Origin of the sequence: Corynebacterium sp. LK14, assembly GCF_008042215.1 — a bacterium.
In the GTDB taxonomy this organism is placed as follows: domain Bacteria; phylum Actinomycetota; class Actinomycetes; order Mycobacteriales; family Mycobacteriaceae; genus Corynebacterium; species Corynebacterium striatum.
The window spans coordinates 128,535-149,836 of sequence record NZ_NOVQ01000019.1 but is presented as its reverse complement, the minus strand read 5'-3'; the positions used below and the strand labels follow the sequence as shown (position 1 = coordinate 149,836).

The following is a 21,302-nucleotide window of genomic DNA, read 5'->3' as shown; positions in this document are numbered from 1 at the left end:
AAAGATGACGCAATCCCAGCCAGCAAAGATCACGGATATTCCGCTGTCACAGCTGATGCCTTTGCACGCGATGCGCAGCGTCACTGTCGACGACGTACGTAACGCATTGTCGCCTGAGTTTGCTCAGTTCGCTGAGCAAATCGCAGCAGTGTTCAGCGGTGAGAGCGTGGAGCATCCAGAGCTTTTTGCGCGCAACCTCAACCCGGAGCCACAGGCGGAGGTTACCGGAAACTTTATCCAGTCCGAGACTTCGGAGATCAAAGATATGAGCCCCCACAACGAATCACCTCAGCCACAGAAGCCCAAAAAAGTGTTTGACTGGGCAGCAGAGTTGGCAAAACTGGAAGCGGCAAAGGATTCTCGCACCCAAGTTAACGAGGATGATTACACCAATCTCCCTGCATCTGCATTTAAAGTGCCCTATAAAGGCCGCCAGGCTGCGGGCTGGGTTGCCCCAGAGATGCACTACGAGATTGAGATTCCCGCTGCACAGCCCCAGTCGGACATACCGGAGGAAGAAGCGTACGGCTACGAACCGTCGGTGGAGGAGAGCTCCGATGCGCGCCACCCCGTGCGTATCTGGTGGGAGCCGCTGGAGTGCCAGCCAGGAGAAATGGTTCTCTATCGAGTGGTAGCTGATGACAAAGAGATGATCGAGTCGCCAGAGGCGGGCGAGACTCTCATGATCACTGAGGGCTTCGCATACCGTGACCATAACCCAGGCGAGTCGGGCCTGCGACACTATTCGGTGTGGGCGTACAAGGGCAAAGACCTTGGGGAGATCATCAGTGCGCAACCGGTGTTCATGGGCGAGACCGCGGTGATCTACCCGCCGGTCAACGTCAAGGTCACCACCATCAAAGGCGCGATTCAGGTCTCTTGGGATTTGCTCGATGGCCATGAGGGCGCCGTCGTGTATGCGTGCAAAGACAACGAGCGTGACAAGCTTTCCCCACGCTTTGAGCAGGACATTGAGGCCAGTGGACGCAAGGCTACGATCCGCGTCCAGGAAGCCGGCCAGACCATGGTCGTGTCTTTGCTGGGGCAGGCGCAGTTCCGCAGCAACACGTTGACGAGCGTTAATGAAGCCGCGGTCCAGCACCGTGTGAAGCTGGCCAGTGAGCTCGAGAAGATGACCATTACTCGGTGCGAGCGTGTCACGGTCGAAGGTCATGACAATATCGACATCGATTGGCGCTCGCCAAAGACCGGCGAGGTCAAGATCTATCTCACGCCGCATGCGCCGCTGCCGGAGCTGCGTACCAAGGCCATCGATAAGTCCTACGTGGAGAACGCGTTTGCCGACGCCGTGACTGAGACGCGCGGCGTTGCTCAACCGGATTCGCCGCAAAACACCACGGTGGCGTGGCCCCCGGATTGGTACGAGGTGTACATCACCCCGGTGAACTTCAACGAAGCTGATGCTTGGGTGGGCGAGTCAAAGGTTCTGCAGCGCGTCCTGCCCATCGCAGAGAATGAGGTCCGCCTCATTGAGCGTGTGGACAGCCAGCTCATCTCCTTCAACTGGCCACTGGGCGCAACCATGGTGGAAGTTACCACCAACAGCGGCACGAGCACGGTGCGTGAGGAAGACTACGAGCTGCAGGGCGGCATCCGCTTGAACCTGGAGCGCCACAGTGACCGCGTGCGTCTGCGTCCTTACGCGATGTACGCAGGCGAGCGTACCGAGGCTGAGGAGCGCATTCTGGAATACGCGGGACTTCGGACAGTCACGTATGACATCCTGTATGACTTCCCGACTCGCCAAGTTGGTGTTTACCTCTCGAGCTTGGACAGCGGCGACAAGCGCCCATTTTCTTGCCAGGTTGTCTACAACCCAGAGCGCCTTCCGCTTTACGCTGAGGATGGTTACCCGCTGAAAATCTCCGGCACCAATACGGCGACGTACACAAGCCAGGGACTGGGACAAAGCACGTTCCAGAACCCTGACTTTGTTGTGGAGCTCGATGAGCGCACGCTGCGCGGTGGCTACCTGCGCTTGTTCGCGGTTGATGGTTTCAATTCGATGGACAGCGGATTCGACTCCTTTGGGATGGGAAGCAACGACGTGTTTAATTCCTTCAACCAGAGTGGATTCGACTCGTCGGAGTTCAATTCCGAATTCAAGGCGAATGACAAGGCCGTCGTGGTGGAGCGCAACGTGGCTAGCCGCTTGTTCTTCCCGGCGAGTGCTTTTAACCAGCAACCGGTTGATTTCAACGACTATCAGAAGGGGCAGCAGTAATGGGCGGCGCATTTAGTTACGCGTCCTTTTCTCGCGGAAACGGCCGTGCCGGAGGTTGGGGAGTGGGCTCCAAGGTTGGCGATATCTCGCCAGAAGAGCTCCAAGAGCTCATCACTTATGTCCCGACCACGCTGAACACTGGCATTCGCATCCCTGACTTTCCGTCCGCGCAGGAGCGTGCAGAGCTGGTGCACCGTACCGCTGTATTCACGCTGACTGAGGAAGGCGAGAAGTGGGTCACCATGGTCTCCGTTCCGGCGGGAATCGATGCCACGGGACGCGGTGGAAATGTGTTCACGTACACCTGCGTGACGGACGGCGGAATTCCGCCGGCGCCAGCCCAGGTACTGTTCTCCCCGGACGTGCCCACTCCTTTCTCCATCTTCGAGGTGGACAAGGTACAAATCCCGGAGAAGATCGTGCGCAAGGGCCCGCTGGCTATTGATGCACTTATCGACGACTTTCTGGCTGGCGAATTCCAAAAACCTGCCACTCTTCCGGCGCCATTTAAGTCCGTGACCCCCAATCCGGACGCCGGCTACAACGCACGTTTGGTCAGTGCCATGGCGCAGGTACTTTCTTCCAAGAAGAAATCACTAGTGGTACTCGTTGCACCAGAAAATCAGGCGGCATTGTGGATTGCCGCAACCGCCCGCGAGGTCGGCGAGCAGGGCTTCGGGTACTCCACGTTTGAAAAGCCAGCGGGTATCGCTGAGCTGCCGCTGGGCACTTCGACCATGGTCGTCGTCCCGGAAAGTGAAAAGCTACGCCTGATGGAGATGGTTAAAGCCGGTGCTATCCCAGGTAACCCGGTCGTCTTTGTTCTGGGCGAGTCCCTGCCCGATATCAGCGCCTATGACGACTCTGCCGTGCAGCCGCAACAAAGCACGGTGGCGGAGCAGCCGCGCCCTTTTGGCGAGCCACAAGCTCCGGCTGCCGAAGCTTCACCATTCCTGCCAGAGGCTCCGCGGCCACCGCAGCCGACGGGATTCGCAGAACAGCAGCCACTCGGTGCCTATAACGCAACGAGCTCCAATCCTTTTGCTGACGTCTCTGCTGCTCCTGCGCCGGTCAATCCGGCGCCAGAGACCCCAGAGTCCACAGCGCCAGTGAACCCGGCGCCGGTGCACCCACGGGTGGAACACCGGGCGTCGCCAAGCGCAGCTCCGCGCCCCAATGCATGGGTGCCGCCGCTGACTAAGCAAGAAATCGAGCACCTATATAACTACGATCCGGCGTGGTGGCTGAAGTACCTGAATGCCAACCGTGGCCGTGCTATTCACCTCGCGATTCTGGATCGCTCCTGTTACCCAGAGGGTTACTACACCCTCGCCTTGGCTGCGGCAATTGCCTCCTGGGTCCAGCTATTCGAATCGCCTTATAAGCTCCTCGTTTGCGAAATCTTGCGAGGTCTCGACGACGACACAATCGCGCAAGCGCGTGCTCTCGTGGTTGAGCGATTTACCGGGGTCATCAAATTAGACCGGTGCAGAATGGGTATCGATTCCCAAAGCGATCCGGGTCGCTTCATCAAGGAAATTGCTGAAGAGATTGCTCGCAACGTCCAAAGCCAACGGAAGGTAGAAGACTATGGCTAAATACACTTTGAAGGATGGAGATTCCCGCTCCATTTCTATGAATGACAGCATTCGTGTCGAAGCCTTCGAGATTGGTGCAGGTGGCGCGAGGATTGAGCTGGAGATCATTGGTGAAGGTGCGGATTTTAGTCGCATCGACAAGATGTACTACATCATCCACAACATCACGGAACGCGCAACGATTCAGGTGAAGCCGTCCGGGGCGGCAACCTACGGCCAGCGCACCGAAATCCGCTTGAACATTTCCAATGGCGAGGACACCGTCAGCTTTCCGCGCGTGCTTATCGATGGTGCTGAGGACAGCTCGGAACGCCTGGCTGAGCTCACCGCTGAAAGTGGACGCCTCCGCCTTGATGCCTTCGGCTCTTCTGAAGGCGTGGGTATTACCGACTCCGCGCGTGAGGTTCGTTCCAAGATGCGCCGTGCTGCGGTGAACGACGCCGAGCTGAAGAATGCCACGGCAATCATCGACAGTTCCTCGTCCATGCAGGTCAACGTCAACAATGCGGCGCTCGATCTGGTGGCTAAGTACATCAATGCCCTCGCTGATTCCTTCAGTGGCTTCATCGCAACCGATGGTCGTGAGCGCACTGACCAGCACGTGGTGAGCGAATTGCGCAGCTTCATCCGTGGCGTCATCGAAGCCGGTGCTGACCGCGTGGGTCAACGCCGTTGGCGCAGCGAGGATCTCTCTGCGAATTCCTCACTGTTTATCTACGTCACTGATAGTCCAACGGCACAGATGCTGAAAGGCGATATTCCTTCGGTGGTTATCGTCGTCAGCCCGATCGCTAAGCAAGAGGTCGAACTTGCCAAGGTAACTGCAGGGGACCACGCGGTGGCCTTCGTTGTTATTGACGCCGAGGCCGTTGAAAAGCAGGGGAGCGAGTTCAACCAGGACCTGGCACGCCTGTCAGATCAGGTCGCCGAGATGCTCAAGGAGGAGTACTAATGGCTAGCTTGGCAGCATGTCCGTGGACGTTCCGTCCACTGGAAGAAGGCGCTACCGTCAGCCCGTATAACAACCGTGAGTTGTTGCCCAACTGGACCGAATCCGTGACCCATTGCGTGGCCATGGCAGGTGCTCGTAACTCCGGAAAGTCTCTGTATACCGCCGTTATGGTCAAGCAGCTCAAGCAGCTGGCGCATAAGCACAACCATTCCGTATTCGCAGCGGATCAGTCCACGGAGCAGCGCTTCCAGGAAAAGTACGAGCAGCCGCTCTTCCACGAAATGAAGAGCATGGACCCAACTCCGAGCGCGGTGGCTACGGACGCGTATCAGCGTGACCCGCTTATCTTCGATCTTGGCCAGTGGCCAGATCCTGAAGGCACGATGCGCACGAATTACCTTGTGTTCCGCGATGTCGCAGGTGAGGACTTGGAGAACTTGCCGGAGCGTGAGGATGACCGTGAGGCGCTGTCCTTCTTCAAATACGCGGACCTCGTGATTTTCCTCTTCGACCCGCTCCGCGAGCGAGAGATCCGTGACTACCTGCACGGTTTGGTTCCTGACTTCGGCGAGCTGGGTGCGGAACCAACCCGCGTGCTGGAGAACCTCATCACCCTCATGGGCGAGGACTCCCCACCACCGCTGGCGGTGACGATTTCTAAGTTCGACACGATCCAGAAGCTCGAGCAGAACCCGAATACGCAGTGGGCCAAAATCATGGGCAACACTGGTGCCGCGTTCCGTCGTGACACCGGTTGGAACTTCTACTTCGATGATGCCACCATCTTGAGCTACGAAGTTGACTCGCTGCTGCGCTTCCTTAAGGCCAACGACCTCATCAATATGGTCAACAACATCAGCCAGAATGGACGCCAGTACTTTGCGGTCTCTGCATTGGGCGAGGCGCCAACTGGCCGGCAGCTGGCGCGTAGCGGCATCGCGCCGTTCCGTGTTCTTGATCCTCTACGTTGGATGCTCAGCAGCCGCGGTGTGTTTAAGGATGATGTGCAGTGACTTTCGGCAGCCCGCGGGGCAATCAACAGTTCGGTTATCCGCCACAAGGAGGGCAGAGTAACCAGGGGTTTGGGGCGCCGGCTGCGCCCTTCAGCGACTACCGCTTTGGGCAGGTAGCCGAGCAGGAGCAGGTAAAGCGCAAGGCCGCAGACATGAGCGCGTGGCGCGCGCCGTGGACGCTGCAGATTGCCGCGCTCATCGTCCTCGGCATCTCCTCCTACATTGTGTACTACGTCTTCGAGCTCGTGGCTTCGGAGCGGGTGTCGGAATCCCTGAATCGCATCGAGCGACTGGCTACTGAGCTGGGTGTTGTGCTTTCCATCGTCGTGGTTGCGTTGTGCGTTCTGAGCGTCTACGTGTTGCATGCGCAGCATAAAGCGCGCATTTGGCTTTCTGCGGTCCTAGCGCTGGTCGTGCTCATGATTGTGTTACCGCACGTATGGCCTATTTCCTTGGCCGCAATCGTGGCCATTGTGCTGCTGTGGCTGCCAAGCAATAAGGAATGGTTTGGCTTCATAAGCTAGGCGCTTGTAAGCGAACAGCATGTGCGCAGTGTGGTATGCGGAGATGGCTTGCCGCTAGGCCTTCTTGGCCAGGGATGCCATGGCGTCGTCATTTCCGGCGGCGGAGAAGAGGTTGTAGGCAAAGTGGTAGCGCTGGCGTGCACTATCCGCGTCGTTGGCGAGGGCATAACGATCTCCCAAGAGCTCGGCGACCTCGCCGAGGCCATTGAAGTCGGCGGGGGTTTGGGCTAGCTCCACTGGGTGCCGCTCGAGGAAGTCCATCAGGATCTGTGTGGACTTGTACAGGTTGTTTGCCTCAGTGCGCAGCGTCTCAGAAAACAGCACGGTCCACTTAGCGGCTACGGAAAGCCCCGTGTGCTTGAGAGCACTGACGTAGCGGGAGGCGAGGATATCGTGCGCTTCACTAAGGTCAGACTGCATGAGACCAAGAACTACTTGCTTGAGTAGCATCTCCAGCTCGCGTTCTTCGTTGCCGTCACGGGCGTGTTCTTGGGCGGCATCGGCGTAGAACTGGGCGCGGATTATTCCGGAGGGGTCCGTGATATTGCGGGCTGCATCTTCGTAGAAGCGAGCCAACATGGCGATGGGGAGTTCGAGGTATTCCCGCCGCTTGTGGTTGCGGCGCAGGATCTTGTAAGACTCCTCAGCGACGACTTCGCGGGCTTCATCCGAAGTGGAAGCCCACAACGCGCCAACTGCGGATTCGAGGAGAATAGTCAGTGCCTCTTTTAGCTCCGTGTTTGCGCTGGAATCGAGGCTTGTGGTGGGGGCTGTGACCTGCAAGGGGCCAGCAAAGGCAGAATTTAGGACCGCATGGTTGATAGCGACGAACTCGGACGCGTGTGACTGGGCATCGCCAGACTTGGCGGCGTCGAGTCGCGTGCGCAGGCCAGCCAAAATTTGTGCGATGCTCTGCGCCCCAGCCTCATCAGAGTCTGCCGTTTCGTTCGGGGTAGCAACTGGGTGGATGTTAGTTTCAGGCGCTGCTGCCGCCTGAGCGGCGGCTGTTTCCTCGGCTTCTCTTTCAGCTTGCTCGGTGGCCTTGCGTTTCTCGAGTTCGTTGAGCTCGGTGAGAATGGAGCTGTTGCCTGCAAATGCGGCCTTTTCCCCGAAGGCGCGGGCGTTCTCAAACTCCTCGAGTTTCATGAACTCATCGGCCAAGAGGGCGTAGCCGCGGCTTGCTAGATCAGGCTTACCCGTTAGGATGCCGATGCCAGCGATGAGTAGGCCATTGGTTGAGTCAGTCGGCTCGGAATCATCGAGTAGGGAGGCGACAAGCAAGCTATGCGCTTCTAGGAGATCGGCGGCAGGCTGTGCGTCTTCAACTGCGCCGGTGAAGCGACCATCCACAATAACTCGGTCGATACCTGCTGTTATCTCTTCAAACTCGGAAGCGGGGAAGCCATCTTCGGGAGAGAACAATTTTGCCGAATCCAACAGTGCTGCTGCGCGCTCGGCATCGAGGAGAGGGAATGTCACGTCGGTAGGCATGGGACAGATTTTAGTGCAGGACGAGACAATTTTCGCTCGTACACTAGAGTCCATGAAAACCGACACCCCCGCGGGGCGCTACGCCCCGAGCCCCTCTGGGGATCTCCATTTTGGAAACCTGCGCACCGCCCTGTTGGCTTGGCTGTTTGCCCGTTCTACAGGTAGGCGCTTTGTGGTCCGAATCGAGGACGTTGACACCCAACGCTCATCGGAGGAGTCGGCGCAGCGCCAGCTGGAAGATCTACAGGCTCTTGGCATCGATTGGGATGGCGAAGTCATCCGCCAACAGGACCGCTATGCCGCCTACGCCGAGGCTCTGCGCCAGCTTCCGCACTACGAGTGCTTCTGCTCCCGCAAGGACATTCAGGAAGCCTCGCGCGCCCCGCACGCCATCTCCGGGCAATACCCTGGGACGTGCCGCAATCTCACGCCCGCAGAGAAAGAAGTCAAGCGCGCTGAGCTCGCGGCCGCAGGGCGCGTGCCTTCCTTGCGGCTTGCCGCAGAGGTCTCCGAGTTCACCATCCATGACGCATTGCATGGGGATTACACCGGAGACGTGGATGACTTCATCCTGCGCCGCGGCGGGCTGGTGGCCGACGTTGCTAACCCAGATACGGACTGGGCTTATAACCTGGCGGTAGTGGTCGATGACATTTATCAAGGCGTCGATCAAGTCGTGCGCGGTGATGACTTGTTGAGCTCTGCGCCGCGGCAGGCGTACTTGGCCTCCTTGCTGGGGCAACCGGCACCCGAGTTCGTCCACGTTCCGCTCGTTTTGAACGAGGAAGGCAAGCGCCTTTCAAAGAGGGATGGGGCGGTGACGTTGCGGCAGCTGCTCGAAGAGCAGAGCCCAAGCGACGTCGTGGCGCACATGGCCGAATCCCTAGGCTATAAGACACGCAGTGCGGCAGAGCTCCTAGACCAGTTCGATCCCAGCTCAGTGGGGACTGAGCCCTATATCTGGATCAACTCTTCGATTCATTAATAAAGGGCGGTCTATTGTTAAAGAAGTAACTAAATTATGCGGTCGTGTTCGGAGTGATTTGAGTGGAAGTGCTACTGGTCCTAATCGGTTTGATGTTGTTGACCGTGATCGTTGTAGCAGTAGGTGACAAACTCGGTCTGCCGTGGCCAGCGCTCCTTTCTATCCTTGCCGCCTTATCGATGTTCATCCCGCGGCTGCCTGACTTCGCGATTCCCACTGAACTGATTCTTCCGGTGTTCCTGCCGCCGCTGCTGTGGGCGCTGGCGAGGAGGACCTCCTGGGGAGTTATCCGGGAACAGTGGATGACAATTCTTAGCCTTTCCGTCCTTCTCGTGGTGGCAACCACCATGGCAGTAGGCATGACCGCATATGCTTTCCTGCCGGGCATCTCTCTTGCTGGAGCGATCCTCATCGGCGCCGCTATTGCCCCACCCGACCCAGTTGCAGTGGAGGCAGTCGCCGAGCCCGCAGGCATTCCGCGTCGTATCATTTCCACGCTGCAGACTGAAGGCCTCTTTAATGACGCGGCGTCGATTGTCGCTTTCCACCTCGCGCTCGTGGCAGTCACCGATGGCTCGAACATGTCCTGGGCAGACGCGGTCACGAGCTTCCTCTATTCCGCAGTCGTCGCAGCAATCCTGGGCTGGGGAAGCGGCCGCCTTGCCTCCATCTTCATTGCCAGAGTGCACGAGGTCGTGGCCCGCAATGCGCTGACCTGGGTGATTCCCTTCGCTGTCTATGTTGTTGCGGAAGAACTCCATGCTTCAGGCGTCATTGCTGTGGTGATTGCCGCAGTTGAGCTGCACTCGCGCGCGCCCATCCAGGCCGAGGATAGGCTCTCCGGCCAGTCCTTCTGGGAGACCATCGAGCTGCTCTTTACCGGCGTGGCCTTCGGCCTCATCGGCATGACGGTAAACACTGCGGTACACGAGGCAGGCGCCAACCTGGGTCACTCCGTCATCGTCGGCATCTTGCTCTCCTTGGTTGCCTTCGTTGTGCGCCTGCTGTGGATGTGGGTCTTCTACCTGATCAACAAGAAGCGCGGCAAACCCCGCCTTGCCCCGCTGCGCCTGCAGGAGGTCCTCCTCATGACCTGGTCCGGCATGCGCGGGCTGGTCACGCTGGCCTTGGTCTTGTCCATTCCTAGCGATGCCATCGCCTACAGCGATGAGCTTTCTGTCATCGCGCTGACCGTGCTCGTGATGACCATGGTGATTCCAGGTCTGCTGCTGCCATGGCTCATGAAGCAGTTGGATCTCACCACGTACTCGCAGGCGGCGTCGGACAAGATGCGCACCGAAATCACCAGCCGTGCGCGTAGAGCCGGAATCCAGTCCTTGCGGAAGAAGTACCAGGAATTGGATCCAGAGATCGCAGCAAATATCTCGCAGTGGTTCGAGGAACGCCTTGGTGAAGACGAAGACGGCGATGACGCTAGTACGCGTATGCAGAAGGCCATTCAGGCCCGCGACGTCGCCATTGCGGCGCGCCGGGTAGCACTGGCTGGTGCGCAGCAGGAGCTGCTGCGCCTGCGTCGCGACCGCAACTTTAACCCCATGATCGTGGATGAGGTGCTCGAAGAAGTCGACCGTATGACCCTCGGAACCAAGACTCACTAGGCTGGGCAGCCGGAACCACATCGCCTCGTACAGGAGCAACACACATGAACGCATTTGAGTATGCCCAGCTAGAAGACAGCATGGACTACTTGTACGACTTTTTTGATCACGACTTGGAATCCCGCGTACGCACTGAACGTGAGTACCTGCCGGAGTCCCTGCAGGATCTGCTCGGGGACCATACGGTGTTGGACTACATTTGGCTGTGGATTAAAGAGCCCGGCCCCAACGGTTTCAAGCAGTATCTGCGCGACGGCGAATACTCTGAGGCCGAAGTCGAAGAGGCATTTTTGTGGACTCGTAACGAGTGGGGCCACAACACCCCACCTCATATTGAATGGTTAAAGGCCGATGGCTACGAGCCACCGGCCTTCTAACGAGCGCTTTTAAGAAGCTTCTTAGTGCGTGGGCTGAGAGTCCACGGCCACGATCTGATTGTCCGGCTTGGAGCCGTCAGCAGGGAATGCCAGCGCGATTGCCTTGGCAAAGTACTCGGCGCGCTTCTCGTTGCCTTCGGTGGAGTAGTGTACGTCGTCGCCCGACAGGAACCACTCAGTGTGCACGTCAGAGGCCCAGTCATAAACCACCAGGTTGGGGTAGCGGTCGCGTGCGCGCAGCAGGGCCTCGTTGAAAGGCGCCATGTTGGCGTTGGCGTAAGCACCGGAATCCAGGTTGGTCTTGGCAGTCGGCCACATCACGGGGGCGTCGCCAAGCACCTGCATGATCTGGTCCACGCGCCAGTCTTCCTCGCCGGAACCGCCCACGGCACGGTTGGCGGCGTCGTTCACGCCAGCGCCGATGACCCAACAGGATTCCGCGCCGTAGCCCTGGCCCAGCAGCTGGTTGACGGAGTCGAGGATGGTTGGATCTCCCTCGAGGGCCTCAACGGTGGAGCGGGCGCCGGTGACGTCTGCGACGACTTCTTGAGCGCCGACGTTTTGGTAGGTTACCTGGGCATTGAGCGAAGGATCGGAGATGTAGTCGTCGGAGAACATGCCGATTGACGTCGAGTCACCTACGTGAATGACGGTGGTGCAGCGCGTCTTGCCTGCTTGGGAAGGATCCGGGGCGGCGAAGCTAGGATCCGCGCTTGACGACGCCGCCTCTTCCGGCGCCGCCGCATCGGGTGCCTTGTTAGCAGGGCCGTTACCGCCGACCTTCAGGCCCATCTGCTGCGAACCAGCTGGCTGCTCCTTACCTAGGGTGTCGTTCCATGCGGCCGGAATGCCCATAGCGACCACTGCCGCCAGCACCGTGGCTGGCACGGCTAGGGCAATGCGTGGCGTGCCCAGAGCCTTGCGCTCAGCCCACCAGTTTTTGATGGGAGCAAACACACCGTTGCGGCGAATCGGGTCCTCCACTAGGGACCAGGAAATTGCTGCCAGCGCGATGGCTACGACGGTGACCAGGATGGGGTGCGCCACCGACCATTCCGGGATGAACACGATAGCGGGCAGGTGCCAGAGGTAGATGCCGTAGGAGCGCTCACCGATCCAGCGCAGCGGCGCGAGGCCAAAGAACTTGGAGAAGAGTGTGCGCTGATCCAAGGCCGCGGTGATCACGGCCACGCTGGCAACAGATAGCGCAAGCAGGCCCCAGTTGTAGAGGTGCGGGGAGTAGTCGGTCAGCCACCAGTAGAGGAAGCCGATACCCACCGCGCCCAGCAGCGCGCACGGAATGGTCAGGGCGCGCGGCGGGATGCGATAGCCTTTGTCCTTGGTTAGCGCGATGGCCAGTGCGGCGCCGAAGAGGATGCCGCCGGCACGAGTATCGGTGCCTTCGTAGACGCGGGTGGCGTCAGCGCCGGTGTTGAATAGGAAAGCCATCCAGCCGAAAGAGACCGCGGCGAGGACGAGTGTGGCCGCAACCAGCGGTTTGCGCTTGCCGCGCGTGAGCTTGAGCAGCACGAACAGTACCAGCGGCCAGAAGAGGTAGAACTGTTCCTCCACGGACAGGGACCACATGTGGTCGAGCGGCGCGTGGCCGGTGAAGCGGTCGAAGTAGGACTGTCCTTCCAGGATGACATGCCAGTTGTTGACGTAAAACAGCGCGCTAAGTGCGTGCCCGCCGGTCTCGCTGAGTTTCGCGCGATCGAAGAAGATAGTCAGTAGCAGCACCACAGCCAGCATGAGCACAACCGCAGGGACCAGGCGGCGGAAGCGGCGCAACCAGAAGGTTGGCAGGCCCAGGCCCTTGCCGCGCAGGTGGCTGCGCATGAGGTTGGCGGTAATCAGGTAGCCAGAAAGCGTGAAGAACATGCCGACGCCCAAGTAACCGCCGGGCAACCAAGCAGGATTCAAGTGATAAGCCAGAACACCGAGTACGGCGACAGTGCGCAGCCCGTCAATAGCGGGGACATATGACGTGTGTGAATCGACCGGTCTTGGCATCCGGAATTCTCCTCCGAGGGGGACAAAGTTAAGGGTGGGGTGGATTGTGAGACCTCACTACTTTAAACCCCTGCTTGGGCATTTTGGTGTTTGTGCGGAATATTCCCCGTCGCATGGAGGGGCGCAGCGTGTTCGGTACGCCGAGCACTAGGGCATGGTGGGTATTGCGCACGGTATGTGCTGCATTTCACAAAAATTGGCGAGGGTGATGAGTGGAGGGTGTAAGCTTACGAGATTTTCGTTGCGCCCCTCTGCAAGCTTGCGCGCCGGAAGTGATAGTCTACACTCCGTTTATGGCTAGGAGCTTGGTAAATGGGAATGATGCTTGACGGGGAAGTCCGAGCGGCGGGAGCCGGTAGAAACTTAGGGAAATTGAACAAAATCACTCCCGCGTAAATAATTTTTGAAGTAAATTTCATCCGCGCCTTGAAATATAAAGCCGCTGGTTAACCCGATTGTCTAAAGCTGAGTAGTGTGTTCTTAGTGCGTTACGCTTGGCAGATTTTTACTCGAGACATTGCCCGTCTCGGTCGCACTAAAAAGGCATGGATCATCCTCATCGGCGTGGTCATCACACCTGCCCTCTACTCGTGGGTGAACATTGCAGCTTTTTGGGACCCGTACGGAGCAACCGAAAACATCAAGGTCGCCGTTGTCAATGAGGACAAGGGCGGATTTTCTGAGGTCACGGGCCGTATCGACGTAGGAAAACAAGTAACAGAACAGCTCCGCGAGAACCATCAGCTGGGCTGGCAGTTCTTCGACGCAGAAGCTGCAGAGAGATCGCTCGAACGCGGCGATACCTACGCCACCATCACCATCCCCTCCGACTTCAGCTCGGAGCTGCTGGGCGCGCTTAACGGGCAATATACCCAGCCGGCCCTGGAGTATCGTGTAAACGAAAAAGCCAGCGCGATCGCCCCAAAGATCACCGATACCGCTGCATCGAGCCTGGATAAGCAAATCACCTCTGCGTTCAAGGAACAGGTAGCCGAGGCCGCGGCCTCCAACGTGCGCGACGAGGGAAATAAATTCCAGAACAAGATTCAGCAGTCTCGCCAGCGCTCTGAGGGCGCCTTCGATAAGGCCGCTAACAATATTGAATCGGCACGCAGCGATCTGCAGCGAGTAGGCGATAAGCTCGGCAGCGCCCAGTCCTCTATGTCGGGCGCCAAGCAGACGCTAAGCGACGTCGAGCAGGCAATGACGGATGCGCAGGCTGCGCTGGGGGACGTCCAGGGCATTATCTCCGATGCTCAAGGTAACGTCACCGGCTACACTGACTCGCTAACCTCAGCCTTTGTGGAGGGCGCGACTGGCCTGGCGGAAGGTACTTCCCGTGCCCAGGAATCGGTCGCTGACATCACCGCACGGCTGGACCAAGCTAATTCGCGCTTCAACTCTGCAACCCAGCAGACTAACGACGCCATCTCTGCCGGCGACGAGTCCATCAAGCAACTGCGCGGCATTGTGAACTCGCCCGCGATTTCCCCTTCGGTAGCGGGCCCACTGAACGACGCCATCTCCACCCTGGAAGATGGCAACGCCGCGAACAAGCAGCTGTTGGGCAACCTACAGGCACTCAGCAATGACAGCAATGAAACAGCCAAGTCCATCAAGTCCACCGCGGACGCGGTCAACCAGGCCGCACAGGACACAAAGCAGACCTCGCAGACGCTGTCGGATGCTGTGGACAAGTCCGTGCCCGAGCTCAACCGCGCAATGAGCAACTTGAGCTCCAAGGTGGGTGGATTCTCGGCCACGCTGGAGACCCAGAAAGCAACGATGAAGGAAGCGCAACGCTTGGTCGACGGCGTCGCCAAGCAGCTCGGCGCCACCCAGGAAGCGGTGAGGTCCTTTGACGCCGACCTGGCTTCCCTTGAGGAAGGCGTGGAGGGCGCGCGCGATGACGTGCGAGCCATCACCGCGACCTCACGAACCAAGGAGTTGCAGACCATTACCGGCCTGAACTCCGAGGAAATCGGCAACTTCTTTGCCGATCCAGTCGAGGTCAAGAGTGAGCCCGTCTACCCAGTGGGCTCCTATGGTTCCGCGATGGCCGCGCTGTTTACCAACCTCTCCCTGTGGATTGGCGCCTTCGTGCTCATGGTCATCATCCGCGTGGAGGTGGACCTCGAGGGCTTCAAGCGCCTGACCGTGGGACAGGCCTACCTTGGCCGCTTCATGCTGATGGCCTTGCTGGTTCTGGTGCAGGCCGTCATCGTAACCGTGGGCGACCTCGCCATCGGCGTGCAGACCGTGAGCCCGGTGGGCTTCGTGGCTACCGGCATGCTGATCTCTTTGGCCTATCTCAGCATCATCTATGCGCTATCGACGGCGCTGGGCCACGTGGGCCGGGGTCTCGCCGTGGTACTCGTCACTGTGCAGATCCCTGGTGCCTCCGGCTTGTACCCGATTGAGCTGATGCCGACCTTCTTCCGTGCGATTTATCCGCTTTTGCCGTTCTCCTACGGCATCGACGCAATGCGTGAGACCATCGGTGGCTTCTATGGGCTGCACTACTGGAAGTTCATGGCGGTGCTCGCGCTCATGTTCGTGACCTCCTTCATCCTGGGTCTTATCGGCCGTCGCAGCTTCGCGCACTTCAACTTGCTGTTTAACCGCGAGTTGGCCAAGACGGATCTCATCGCGGCGGAAAACGTGCAGATTGTCGGCGATGGCTACCGCTTCGCCGACGTCATCAAGGCGTTGCAGGGCAAGGAAGAGTTCGTGGCCGACTTGGAAAAACGCAAACACGACTATCAGCACTGGATTCGCATTGCCGCCGTGGTGGGCTTTGTGGGCATGGTGGTGCTGGGGATCATCGCCGCGTTGGTTCCTTCGCAGAAGCCGTTCCTGCTGGGCATTTGGACGCTGTGGTGCCTGGTGATTTTGGCTATCGCGGTCACGCTTGAGTACCTGCGGCAGAGCTTGGCACAGTCTGCGGAGCTCGTGGATCTGGACGAGGAAGAGCTGCAGTATTCTGTCGCCGCACGTGGCGAGGGCGTGCATTCGGCAACGGCTGCCGCTTCCGTTTCTGTTGAGGAGGAGGAGTAATGGAAAAGATTGGTGAAATCTTCCTCGACGATCTCCGTCGCGCAACCAAGAACGTGATGGCTGCCGTCATCCTCTTTGGCCTCGTGGTCATTCCGTTGCTGTTTACTTGGTTCAACGTGCTGGCCAGCTGGGATCCCTTCTCCAACACCGGTCAGCTCAAGGTCGCTGTGGCCAGCGAGGATACCGGCTACAAGAGCGATATCTTCCCCGTTCCGTTGAACGTGGGCGAGCAGGTGCTCTCGCAGCTGCGCGCCAACGACAAGCTGGACTGGATCATTACTGATCCGGAGAATGCACTAGACGGAACTAAGTCCGGCGAATACTACGCCGCCATCGTTCTGCCGGAGCACTTTAGCTCGGACATGATGACCTTCTACGCGGAAGGCGCCAAGCCGACTGAGATTTCGCTGTACACCAACGAGAAGAAGAACGCGCTGGCGCCGAAGATCACCAACCAGGGTGCGGAGGGTGTTTCCTCCCAAATTGCGGAGTCCTTTACGCACACGCTTGGCGACGTCTCCCTCGGCCTCATTTCCTCCCTCGACGACTACCTCAACCAAGGCGATACGCAAGCGGCCCTCAAGCGTATCGAGACTCGCGCCGACGGCATTGAGGCGCAGCTGCACACCGGTGCGCGCACGGCGCGCTCTATGGCCAGCCTCGTGGACTCTTCGGTGCCACTGGTTGAAAGCGCGCAGCGCATTGCGAATGCCCCGCGTCCTTCGCTTGATGCGCCGAGCGGCGAGCTGAACCTTTCGACCGAATCACTCGACGCCGCGCTCTCGCAGACCGCGGACAGCTACGACGTCGTCCGCCAGCGTATCGATGCCCTTTATGATTCCGCCTCCACCTCGCGAGCCTCGATGCAAGCAACGCTCAACACCCTGGCGGGGCAGGTCCAGGGCCAGATTGATGCCTACAAGGGGCTGCGCGACCGTATCAACACCGACGTTAAGCCGGTGCTGCCTGCGGAGGCTGCCCAGCTGACCAGCAACTTGGATGAGGCGATTGCCGCACAGGAAGCGGTGCATTCTCGCCTGGTCGCCGCAGCCAACGCGCCGGGCACCGAGAAACCGGACTTCTCTGCCATCGACCGTGCCAAGGAGGCAATTGAGAGAAGCCGCAACTCCCAACTGCGCACCTCGGTGGGGCAGTTGCAGTCCTCCTTACAGCGAGTTGGTCAAGACATTGGTACGCAGGGATCCGGCATCAGCCTCGATACCGAGACTCTGACTGGCGCGCGCGATGCCCTTACTACGTTGGCCTCGGAGCTCGACAGTGATGGCGAGCGCTTCGGTGAGCTCAAAGATGAGCTGGGCAATGCCCGCAAGACAGGCGACTTCTCCAAGCTGGCCAAACTGGTGGGCTCCAACCCGGACGCGTTAGCCGGCTTCATCGCCTCGCCGGTTGCGGTTGACCGTCAACCGGTCTACCCAGTCGCAGCATTCGGCGCTGGCATGGCGCCGCTGTACACCACTCTGGCGCTGTGGGTGGGGGCGCTGCTGACGGCGGTCACTTTGCGCACGGATGTCACTGATAAGTCATATTCTGTGGTGCAGCGCTTCTTTGGCCGCTTTGGAATCTTCGCGATGATCGGCTTCCTGCAGTCCACGCTGCTCTCCCTGGGCCTTATCTTCTTCGTGCAGCTAGAACCCGCACACCCGTTCTTGCTGTGGCTCGCAGCCTGGGTTTCTTCGAGCGTGTTCATGATGATCATCTATACGTTCGTGGTTTCCTTCGCCAACGCCGGCAAGGCGCTCGGCGTGCTCTTGCTCGTCATCCAGGTCTCTAGTGCGGGTGGCGCCTACCCGCTGCAGCTCCTGCCGGAGTGGTTCCAAAACATTAGCCCGTGGTTGCCGGCGACGTACACGATTCGCGCTTTCCGCGCCGCTATTGCTGGCGTCTACCACGCGGATTACTGGCTCTCGCTGCTGGTCTTGCTCCTCTTTATTATCCCAATGCTCTTCCTTGGCATCGTGCTCCACAAACCGCTCAACGCCTACACCACCAACCTCAATGCGGAGTTGGCAAAGACCAAGCTGATGTAATACCGCATTAGAATCGCCGGCATGGCACCTACACCCCGCTCAGTTACCTATCGCTACGTCGACTCGCCTGTGGGCGAACTCCTCGTGGCGGCGACTGAGCGGGGTGTGGTCTATCTGGCCTTCGCATGCGAAGACTCCGCGGAAGTGCTGGCACGTCTTAATGACAAGATCGGCCCGGTGTCCAAGGGCACCAGCCCAGAACTGACTCTTGCTGCCGCACAGCTAGACGAGTACTTCGCAGGCGCGCGCCGCACCTTCAGTGTGCCCATTGATGCGGCCCTCACCTCGGGCTTCCGTCAGTGCGTGCAAAGACTCCTGTCGGACATTCCATACGGCGCGACCTCCACTTATGCCCAGCTTGCCGATGCCGCCGCAAACCCCAAGGCCGTCCGCGCCGTGGGCAGCGCCTGCGCCCGCAACCCGGTGCCGATCATCGTGCCGTGCCACCGGGTGCTGCGCAGCGACGGCAGCCTCGGTGGCTACCGTGGCGGCGTGGCCGCAAAGGAGTTGCTGCTGCGCTTGGAAAACGGTGCGCTGGAGTTCTGACCTTCGCCTTCGCCCTGTTAGCGCTGCAGCTTCTGGCTGCTGAAAACGAAAAAATGGTCCCAGCTCCGAAGAGCTGGGACCTGTGGCGGAGGATAGGGGATTTGAACCCCTGAGGGATGTGACTCCCGCACGCGTTCCAGGCGTGTGACATAGGCCGCTAGTCGAATCCTCCGTTGGAAAACATTATCAGCCATGTCTAGAGCGGCAAAATCCGCAGGTCAATAGCGGAAAGGTGGCCCTCAAATTGCGTGGGCCGCCCGCGAGCCACGCGAGCCGAGCGCAAACCATTCGGGCTGAGCATGAATCCTGCGGCCTGAGTGCAATCCGTGCGAGCCCAGTGTCCAAATGGTGAGGTCACGTCCAAATGGTGAGGTCGACCCTTTACGGATGGGGGTGCTGTTAACTGCTGGGGCTGTTGAATGGCGAACTCACCATCTGTACCTCACCATTTGGCCCTTCCACGCCGCCGGACTCAAGAAAACGTAAATGGTCCCAACTCCGAAGAGCTGGGACCTGTGGCGGAGGATAGGGGATTTGAACCCCTGAGGGATGTGACTCCCGCACGCGTTCCAGGCGTGTGACATAGGCCGCTAGTCGAATCCTCCGTTGGAAGACTCTACACGAGCAGGCCCAAAGGAAAAATTCGTACACCGCACGCCGGGTAGGCCGGTCTGCGTTCGGCGTTAGTGGAGTAGCCGTAACAGTGGCCATAGTGGTGGGAGGAGCGGGGCCGCAGCGACGGAAAGAATAACGGTTTGCCGCGAGCGTGGCTAGCGCGCTAGGCTTATCGGCAGGATTCCGCGTGGCGTCCATCCTCTGAACTCCCCCAGGGCAGGAATGCAGCAAGGGTCAGGAGGCTCTGACGGGTGCGCGGGGTCCCTTTCAAGTTTTCTGGGTGATAAACATTACAAAAGCTGCACGCAAGCGTTAGTATTGGTTGACATATATTCGCAACTACCCGCAACTAACCCGGAAGGTAGACAGGAATGTCGCTGCTCAATCTCGAAAAGTCCGAACTCGATGACCTCGCAACACAGGTCCGTAAGGACTACGAGGAGCTCAAGGCCAAGGGCCTGAAGCTCGATCTGACCCGTGGCAAGCCAGCCAAGACCCAGCTGAGCCTGTCCAACGACCTTCTTGAGTTGCCGGGCGCCGGCAACTACACCGACGCAGCGGGCAATGACCTGCGCAACTACGGAAACCTCGAGGGCATCAAAGAGCTTCGCGAGCTGTGGGGCAAGCTGACCAACACCAACCCAGACCTGCTGATGGCCGGTGACTCTTCCTCCCTGAACATCATGTTCGACCTCATCTCATGGGCCTTCGCCTTCGGCACCAACGACTCCGAGCGCCCGTGGTCGCAGGAAGAAAACATCAAGTGGATCTGCCCGGTTCCGGGCTACGACCGCCACTTCGCAATCACCGAGCACTTTGGCTTTGAGCTCATCTCTGTGCCGATGCTAGAAGACGGCCCTGACGTCAACGCCATCAAGGAACTGGTCAAGGACCCACAGGTCAAGGGCCTGTGGACCGTCCCGATGTTCGGCAACCCAACCGGCGTCACCATCTCCGCAGAAGTAGCCAAGGAGCTGGCCTCCATGGAGACCGCCGCTGCTGACTTCCGCATCGTGTGGGATAACGCTTACGCCGTTCACACCCTCACCGACGAATTCCCAGAGATCCTGCCGATTCTCGACATTGCCGCAGAGGCCGGCAACCCGAACCGCTTCTGGGCCATGTCCTCGACCTCCAAAATCACCTTCGCCGGCGCAGGCGTCGCCTTCTTCGCCTCCTCCCGCGAGAACCTTGACTGGTACCTCTCCCACGCCAAGATCCGCGGCATCGGCCCGAACAAGATCAACCAGCTGGCACACCACCAGTTCTTCGGCTCTGCAGAGGGCGTTCGCGCGGTCATGCGCCGCCACGCAGCGCTGCTGGCGTCGAAGTTCAATGCGGTCCTGCGCATCCTTGAGTCCCGCCTCGGCGAGTACGAGATTGCCAAGTGGACCGATCCAAAGGGCGGCTACTTCATCTCCCTCGACGTCATTGACGGCACCGCTACCCGCGTCTGGGAGCTAGCCAAGGACGCCGGCATCGTCCTCACCAAGGCCGGTTCCGCGTTCCCGTACGGCGAGGACCCGAATGACCGCAATATCCGCCTCGCTCCGTCCCTGCCTCCGCAGGAAGAGGTTGAGGCTGCGATGGACGGCGTCGCTACCTGCGTCCTGCTCGCCGCTCTGGAGAAGCTGGGGGCTTAGGCCATCAATTCCGACGAGACTGCTTATTGGCTTGACCAGGCCATCCCCGCCCAGCTTGAGTTCAAGAACGTCGAGGGGCGCAGGCTCGGTTTAGCCGCGCTTGACGACGCCCAGTCCCTCGCCGTCACCACCACCTTCGGCGACGTCGACACCGGGCTTAAGCATGCGGAGCAGGGGGTCGACGTGCGCTGCGAGCTGTTGACCGTAGCGCGCGCCACCCAGCCGGAGGTGGCTGCGGCAGTCGTCGCGGCCGCGGACAAACTCACCAAGGCCAAGGGCCTTTTGCCCGCGCAGCCAGGCGTGATGCTGCCGGAGGTCCTCGCCGAAGATTCGCTGAGCGTGCACCATGGCCTGCTCATCGCTCCTTATCTGTGGGGCGGGCAGGTCCCGCAGCTGCCCGAAGAAGGTCGCTTGACGCTGGTGTGCCAACTGCTCATGCTTACCGACTCGGAGTATGCGTACGCGGTGGAAGAAGGCGTCGCCAAGCTGCAGGAAGCAGTCGCCGAGCAAGGCGTGGACATCCTGGATTGGAAGCGCGCCGGTTAGCTTGTTCCGCCCGCAGCGGGGGAGAGTGTC

16 protein-coding genes, 2 tRNA genes and 1 other RNA gene are annotated in these 21,302 nt (G+C 59.5%); 14 read left to right on the top strand and 5 right to left on the bottom strand.

Annotated elements, in window-relative coordinates:
• Positions 1-4 precede the first annotated feature (4 nt).
• From CHU71_RS12415 to CHU71_RS12395, 5 genes are read left to right on the top strand one after another with little or no spacing between them, the layout of a single operon-like run.
• Positions 5-2,245, top strand: a complete 2,241-nt coding sequence (locus CHU71_RS12415) for a hypothetical protein (protein WP_046645740.1) — start codon at positions 5-7, stop codon at positions 2,243-2,245.
• Positions 2,245-3,843, top strand: coding sequence for a hypothetical protein (locus CHU71_RS12410; RefSeq protein ID WP_147761240.1), 1,599 nt, complete (start codon positions 2,245-2,247; stop codon positions 3,841-3,843). The genes CHU71_RS12415 and CHU71_RS12410 overlap by 1 nt, the downstream gene beginning before the upstream one ends.
• Positions 3,836-4,795: a hypothetical protein gene (locus CHU71_RS12405; RefSeq protein WP_046645739.1), complete on the top strand. Its 960-nt coding sequence runs from the start codon at positions 3,836-3,838 to the stop codon at positions 4,793-4,795. Before CHU71_RS12410 ends, CHU71_RS12405 begins: the two co-directional genes overlap by 8 nt.
• Positions 4,795-5,808 carry a hypothetical protein gene (locus CHU71_RS12400; protein ID WP_147761239.1) on the top strand — a complete coding sequence of 338 codons (1,014 nt, stop codon included), beginning with the start codon at positions 4,795-4,797 and terminating at the stop codon, positions 5,806-5,808. The genes CHU71_RS12405 and CHU71_RS12400 overlap by 1 nt, the downstream gene beginning before the upstream one ends.
• Positions 5,805-6,332: a hypothetical protein gene (locus tag CHU71_RS12395; RefSeq protein WP_005530374.1), complete on the top strand. Its 528-nt coding sequence runs from the start codon at positions 5,805-5,807 to the stop codon at positions 6,330-6,332. The genes CHU71_RS12400 and CHU71_RS12395 overlap by 4 nt, the downstream gene beginning before the upstream one ends.
• Positions 6,333-6,386: 54 nt before the next feature.
• On the opposite strand, the gene CHU71_RS12390 is transcribed toward CHU71_RS12395, so the two are convergent.
• Positions 6,387-7,823 carry a hypothetical protein gene (locus CHU71_RS12390; RefSeq protein ID WP_110333664.1) on the bottom strand — a complete coding sequence of 479 codons (1,437 nt, stop codon included), beginning with the start codon at positions 7,821-7,823 and terminating at the stop codon, positions 6,387-6,389.
• 52 nt (positions 7,824-7,875) lie between these two features.
• Between CHU71_RS12390 and gluQRS the strand changes: the two genes are divergently transcribed.
• The 3 genes from gluQRS (at position 7,876) to CHU71_RS12375 (ending at position 10,804) form a co-directional block, all read left to right on the top strand.
• Positions 7,876-8,808: a tRNA glutamyl-Q(34) synthetase GluQRS gene (gluQRS, locus tag CHU71_RS12385; protein WP_147761238.1), complete on the top strand. Its 933-nt coding sequence runs from the start codon at positions 7,876-7,878 to the stop codon at positions 8,806-8,808.
• A gap of 62 nt (positions 8,809-8,870) precedes the next feature.
• Complete coding sequence (locus tag CHU71_RS12380) at positions 8,871-10,427, top strand: sodium:proton antiporter (RefSeq protein WP_110333663.1); 1,557 nt, start codon at positions 8,871-8,873, stop codon at positions 10,425-10,427.
• A 44-nt stretch (positions 10,428-10,471) separates the two neighbouring features.
• Entirely contained in the window at positions 10,472-10,804 is a 333-nt protein-coding gene (locus CHU71_RS12375) for a hypothetical protein (protein WP_110333662.1), read from the top strand.
• Between the two features lie 21 nt (positions 10,805-10,825).
• Here the strand turns inward: CHU71_RS12375 and CHU71_RS12370 are convergent, their stop codons facing one another.
• Positions 10,826-12,817, bottom strand: coding sequence for an acyltransferase family protein (locus CHU71_RS12370; RefSeq protein ID WP_147761237.1), 1,992 nt, complete (start codon positions 12,815-12,817; stop codon positions 10,826-10,828).
• Positions 12,818-13,300: 483 nt separating this feature from the next.
• Between CHU71_RS12370 and CHU71_RS12365 the strand changes: the two genes are divergently transcribed.
• The 3 genes from CHU71_RS12365 to CHU71_RS12355 are packed head-to-tail and all read left to right on the top strand — an operon-like array spanning position 13,301 to position 18,468.
• Entirely contained in the window at positions 13,301-15,874 is a 2,574-nt protein-coding gene (locus CHU71_RS12365; RefSeq protein WP_347004678.1) for a YhgE/Pip domain-containing protein, read from the top strand.
• A complete protein-coding gene (locus CHU71_RS12360; protein WP_147761235.1) occupies positions 15,874-17,922 on the top strand; it encodes a YhgE/Pip domain-containing protein in 2,049 nt (682 codons plus the stop codon). The genes CHU71_RS12365 and CHU71_RS12360 overlap by 1 nt, the downstream gene beginning before the upstream one ends.
• 21 nt (positions 17,923-17,943) lie before the next feature.
• On the top strand, positions 17,944-18,468 hold the full coding sequence (locus tag CHU71_RS12355; protein ID WP_147761234.1) for a methylated-DNA--[protein]-cysteine S-methyltransferase: 525 nt from the start codon (positions 17,944-17,946) through the stop codon (positions 18,466-18,468).
• 83 nt (positions 18,469-18,551) lie between these two features.
• Here CHU71_RS12355 and CHU71_RS12350 read toward each other — a convergent pair.
• The 3 genes from CHU71_RS12350 to CHU71_RS12345 all read right to left on the bottom strand — a co-directional run bounded on the left by CHU71_RS12350 (position 18,552) and on the right by CHU71_RS12345 (position 19,073).
• Positions 18,552-18,640, bottom strand: a tRNA-Ser gene (locus tag CHU71_RS12350).
• Between the two features lie 24 nt (positions 18,641-18,664).
• On the bottom strand, positions 18,665-18,826 hold the full coding sequence (locus tag CHU71_RS12910; protein WP_187272095.1) for a hypothetical protein: 162 nt from the start codon (positions 18,824-18,826) through the stop codon (positions 18,665-18,667).
• 158 nt (positions 18,827-18,984) lie between these two features.
• A tRNA-Ser gene (locus tag CHU71_RS12345) sits at positions 18,985-19,073 on the bottom strand.
• Between the two features lie 184 nt (positions 19,074-19,257).
• Here CHU71_RS12345 and ffs point away from each other — a divergent pair.
• The 3 genes from ffs to CHU71_RS12330 all read left to right on the top strand — a co-directional run bounded on the left by ffs (position 19,258) and on the right by CHU71_RS12330 (position 21,272).
• An RNA gene (gene ffs, locus CHU71_RS12340) (signal recognition particle sRNA small type) lies at positions 19,258-19,354 on the top strand.
• 100 nt (positions 19,355-19,454) lie between these two features.
• Positions 19,455-20,726, top strand: coding sequence for an aminotransferase class I/II-fold pyridoxal phosphate-dependent enzyme (locus CHU71_RS12335; protein WP_147761233.1), 1,272 nt, complete (start codon positions 19,455-19,457; stop codon positions 20,724-20,726).
• A 183-nt stretch (positions 20,727-20,909) separates the two neighbouring features.
• A complete protein-coding gene (locus CHU71_RS12330) occupies positions 20,910-21,272 on the top strand; it encodes a suppressor of fused domain protein (protein WP_220182252.1) in 363 nt (120 codons plus the stop codon).
• Positions 21,273-21,302 lie beyond the last annotated feature (30 nt).

Coding starts and splice junctions, on each gene's coding strand:
- CHU71_RS12415 (WP_046645740.1), top strand. CDS start 5: ATGACGCAATCCCAGCCAGCAAAGATCACGGATATTCCGCTGTCACAG.
- CHU71_RS12410 (WP_147761240.1), top strand. CDS start 2,245: ATGGGCGGCGCATTTAGTTACGCGTCCTTTTCTCGCGGAAACGGCCGT.
- CHU71_RS12405 (WP_046645739.1), top strand. CDS start 3,836: ATGGCTAAATACACTTTGAAGGATGGAGATTCCCGCTCCATTTCTATG.
- CHU71_RS12400 (WP_147761239.1), top strand. CDS start 4,795: ATGGCTAGCTTGGCAGCATGTCCGTGGACGTTCCGTCCACTGGAAGAA.
- CHU71_RS12390 (WP_110333664.1), bottom strand. CDS start 7,823: ATGCCTACCGACGTGACATTCCCTCTCCTCGATGCCGAGCGCGCAGCA.
- gluQRS (WP_147761238.1), top strand. CDS start 7,876: ATGAAAACCGACACCCCCGCGGGGCGCTACGCCCCGAGCCCCTCTGGG.
- CHU71_RS12375 (WP_110333662.1), top strand. CDS start 10,472: ATGAACGCATTTGAGTATGCCCAGCTAGAAGACAGCATGGACTACTTG.
- CHU71_RS12370 (WP_147761237.1), bottom strand. CDS start 12,817: ATGCCAAGACCGGTCGATTCACACACGTCATATGTCCCCGCTATTGAC.
- CHU71_RS12360 (WP_147761235.1), top strand. CDS start 15,874: ATGGAAAAGATTGGTGAAATCTTCCTCGACGATCTCCGTCGCGCAACC.
- CHU71_RS12355 (WP_147761234.1), top strand. CDS start 17,944: ATGGCACCTACACCCCGCTCAGTTACCTATCGCTACGTCGACTCGCCT.
- CHU71_RS12335 (WP_147761233.1), top strand. CDS start 19,455: ATGTCGCTGCTCAATCTCGAAAAGTCCGAACTCGATGACCTCGCAACA.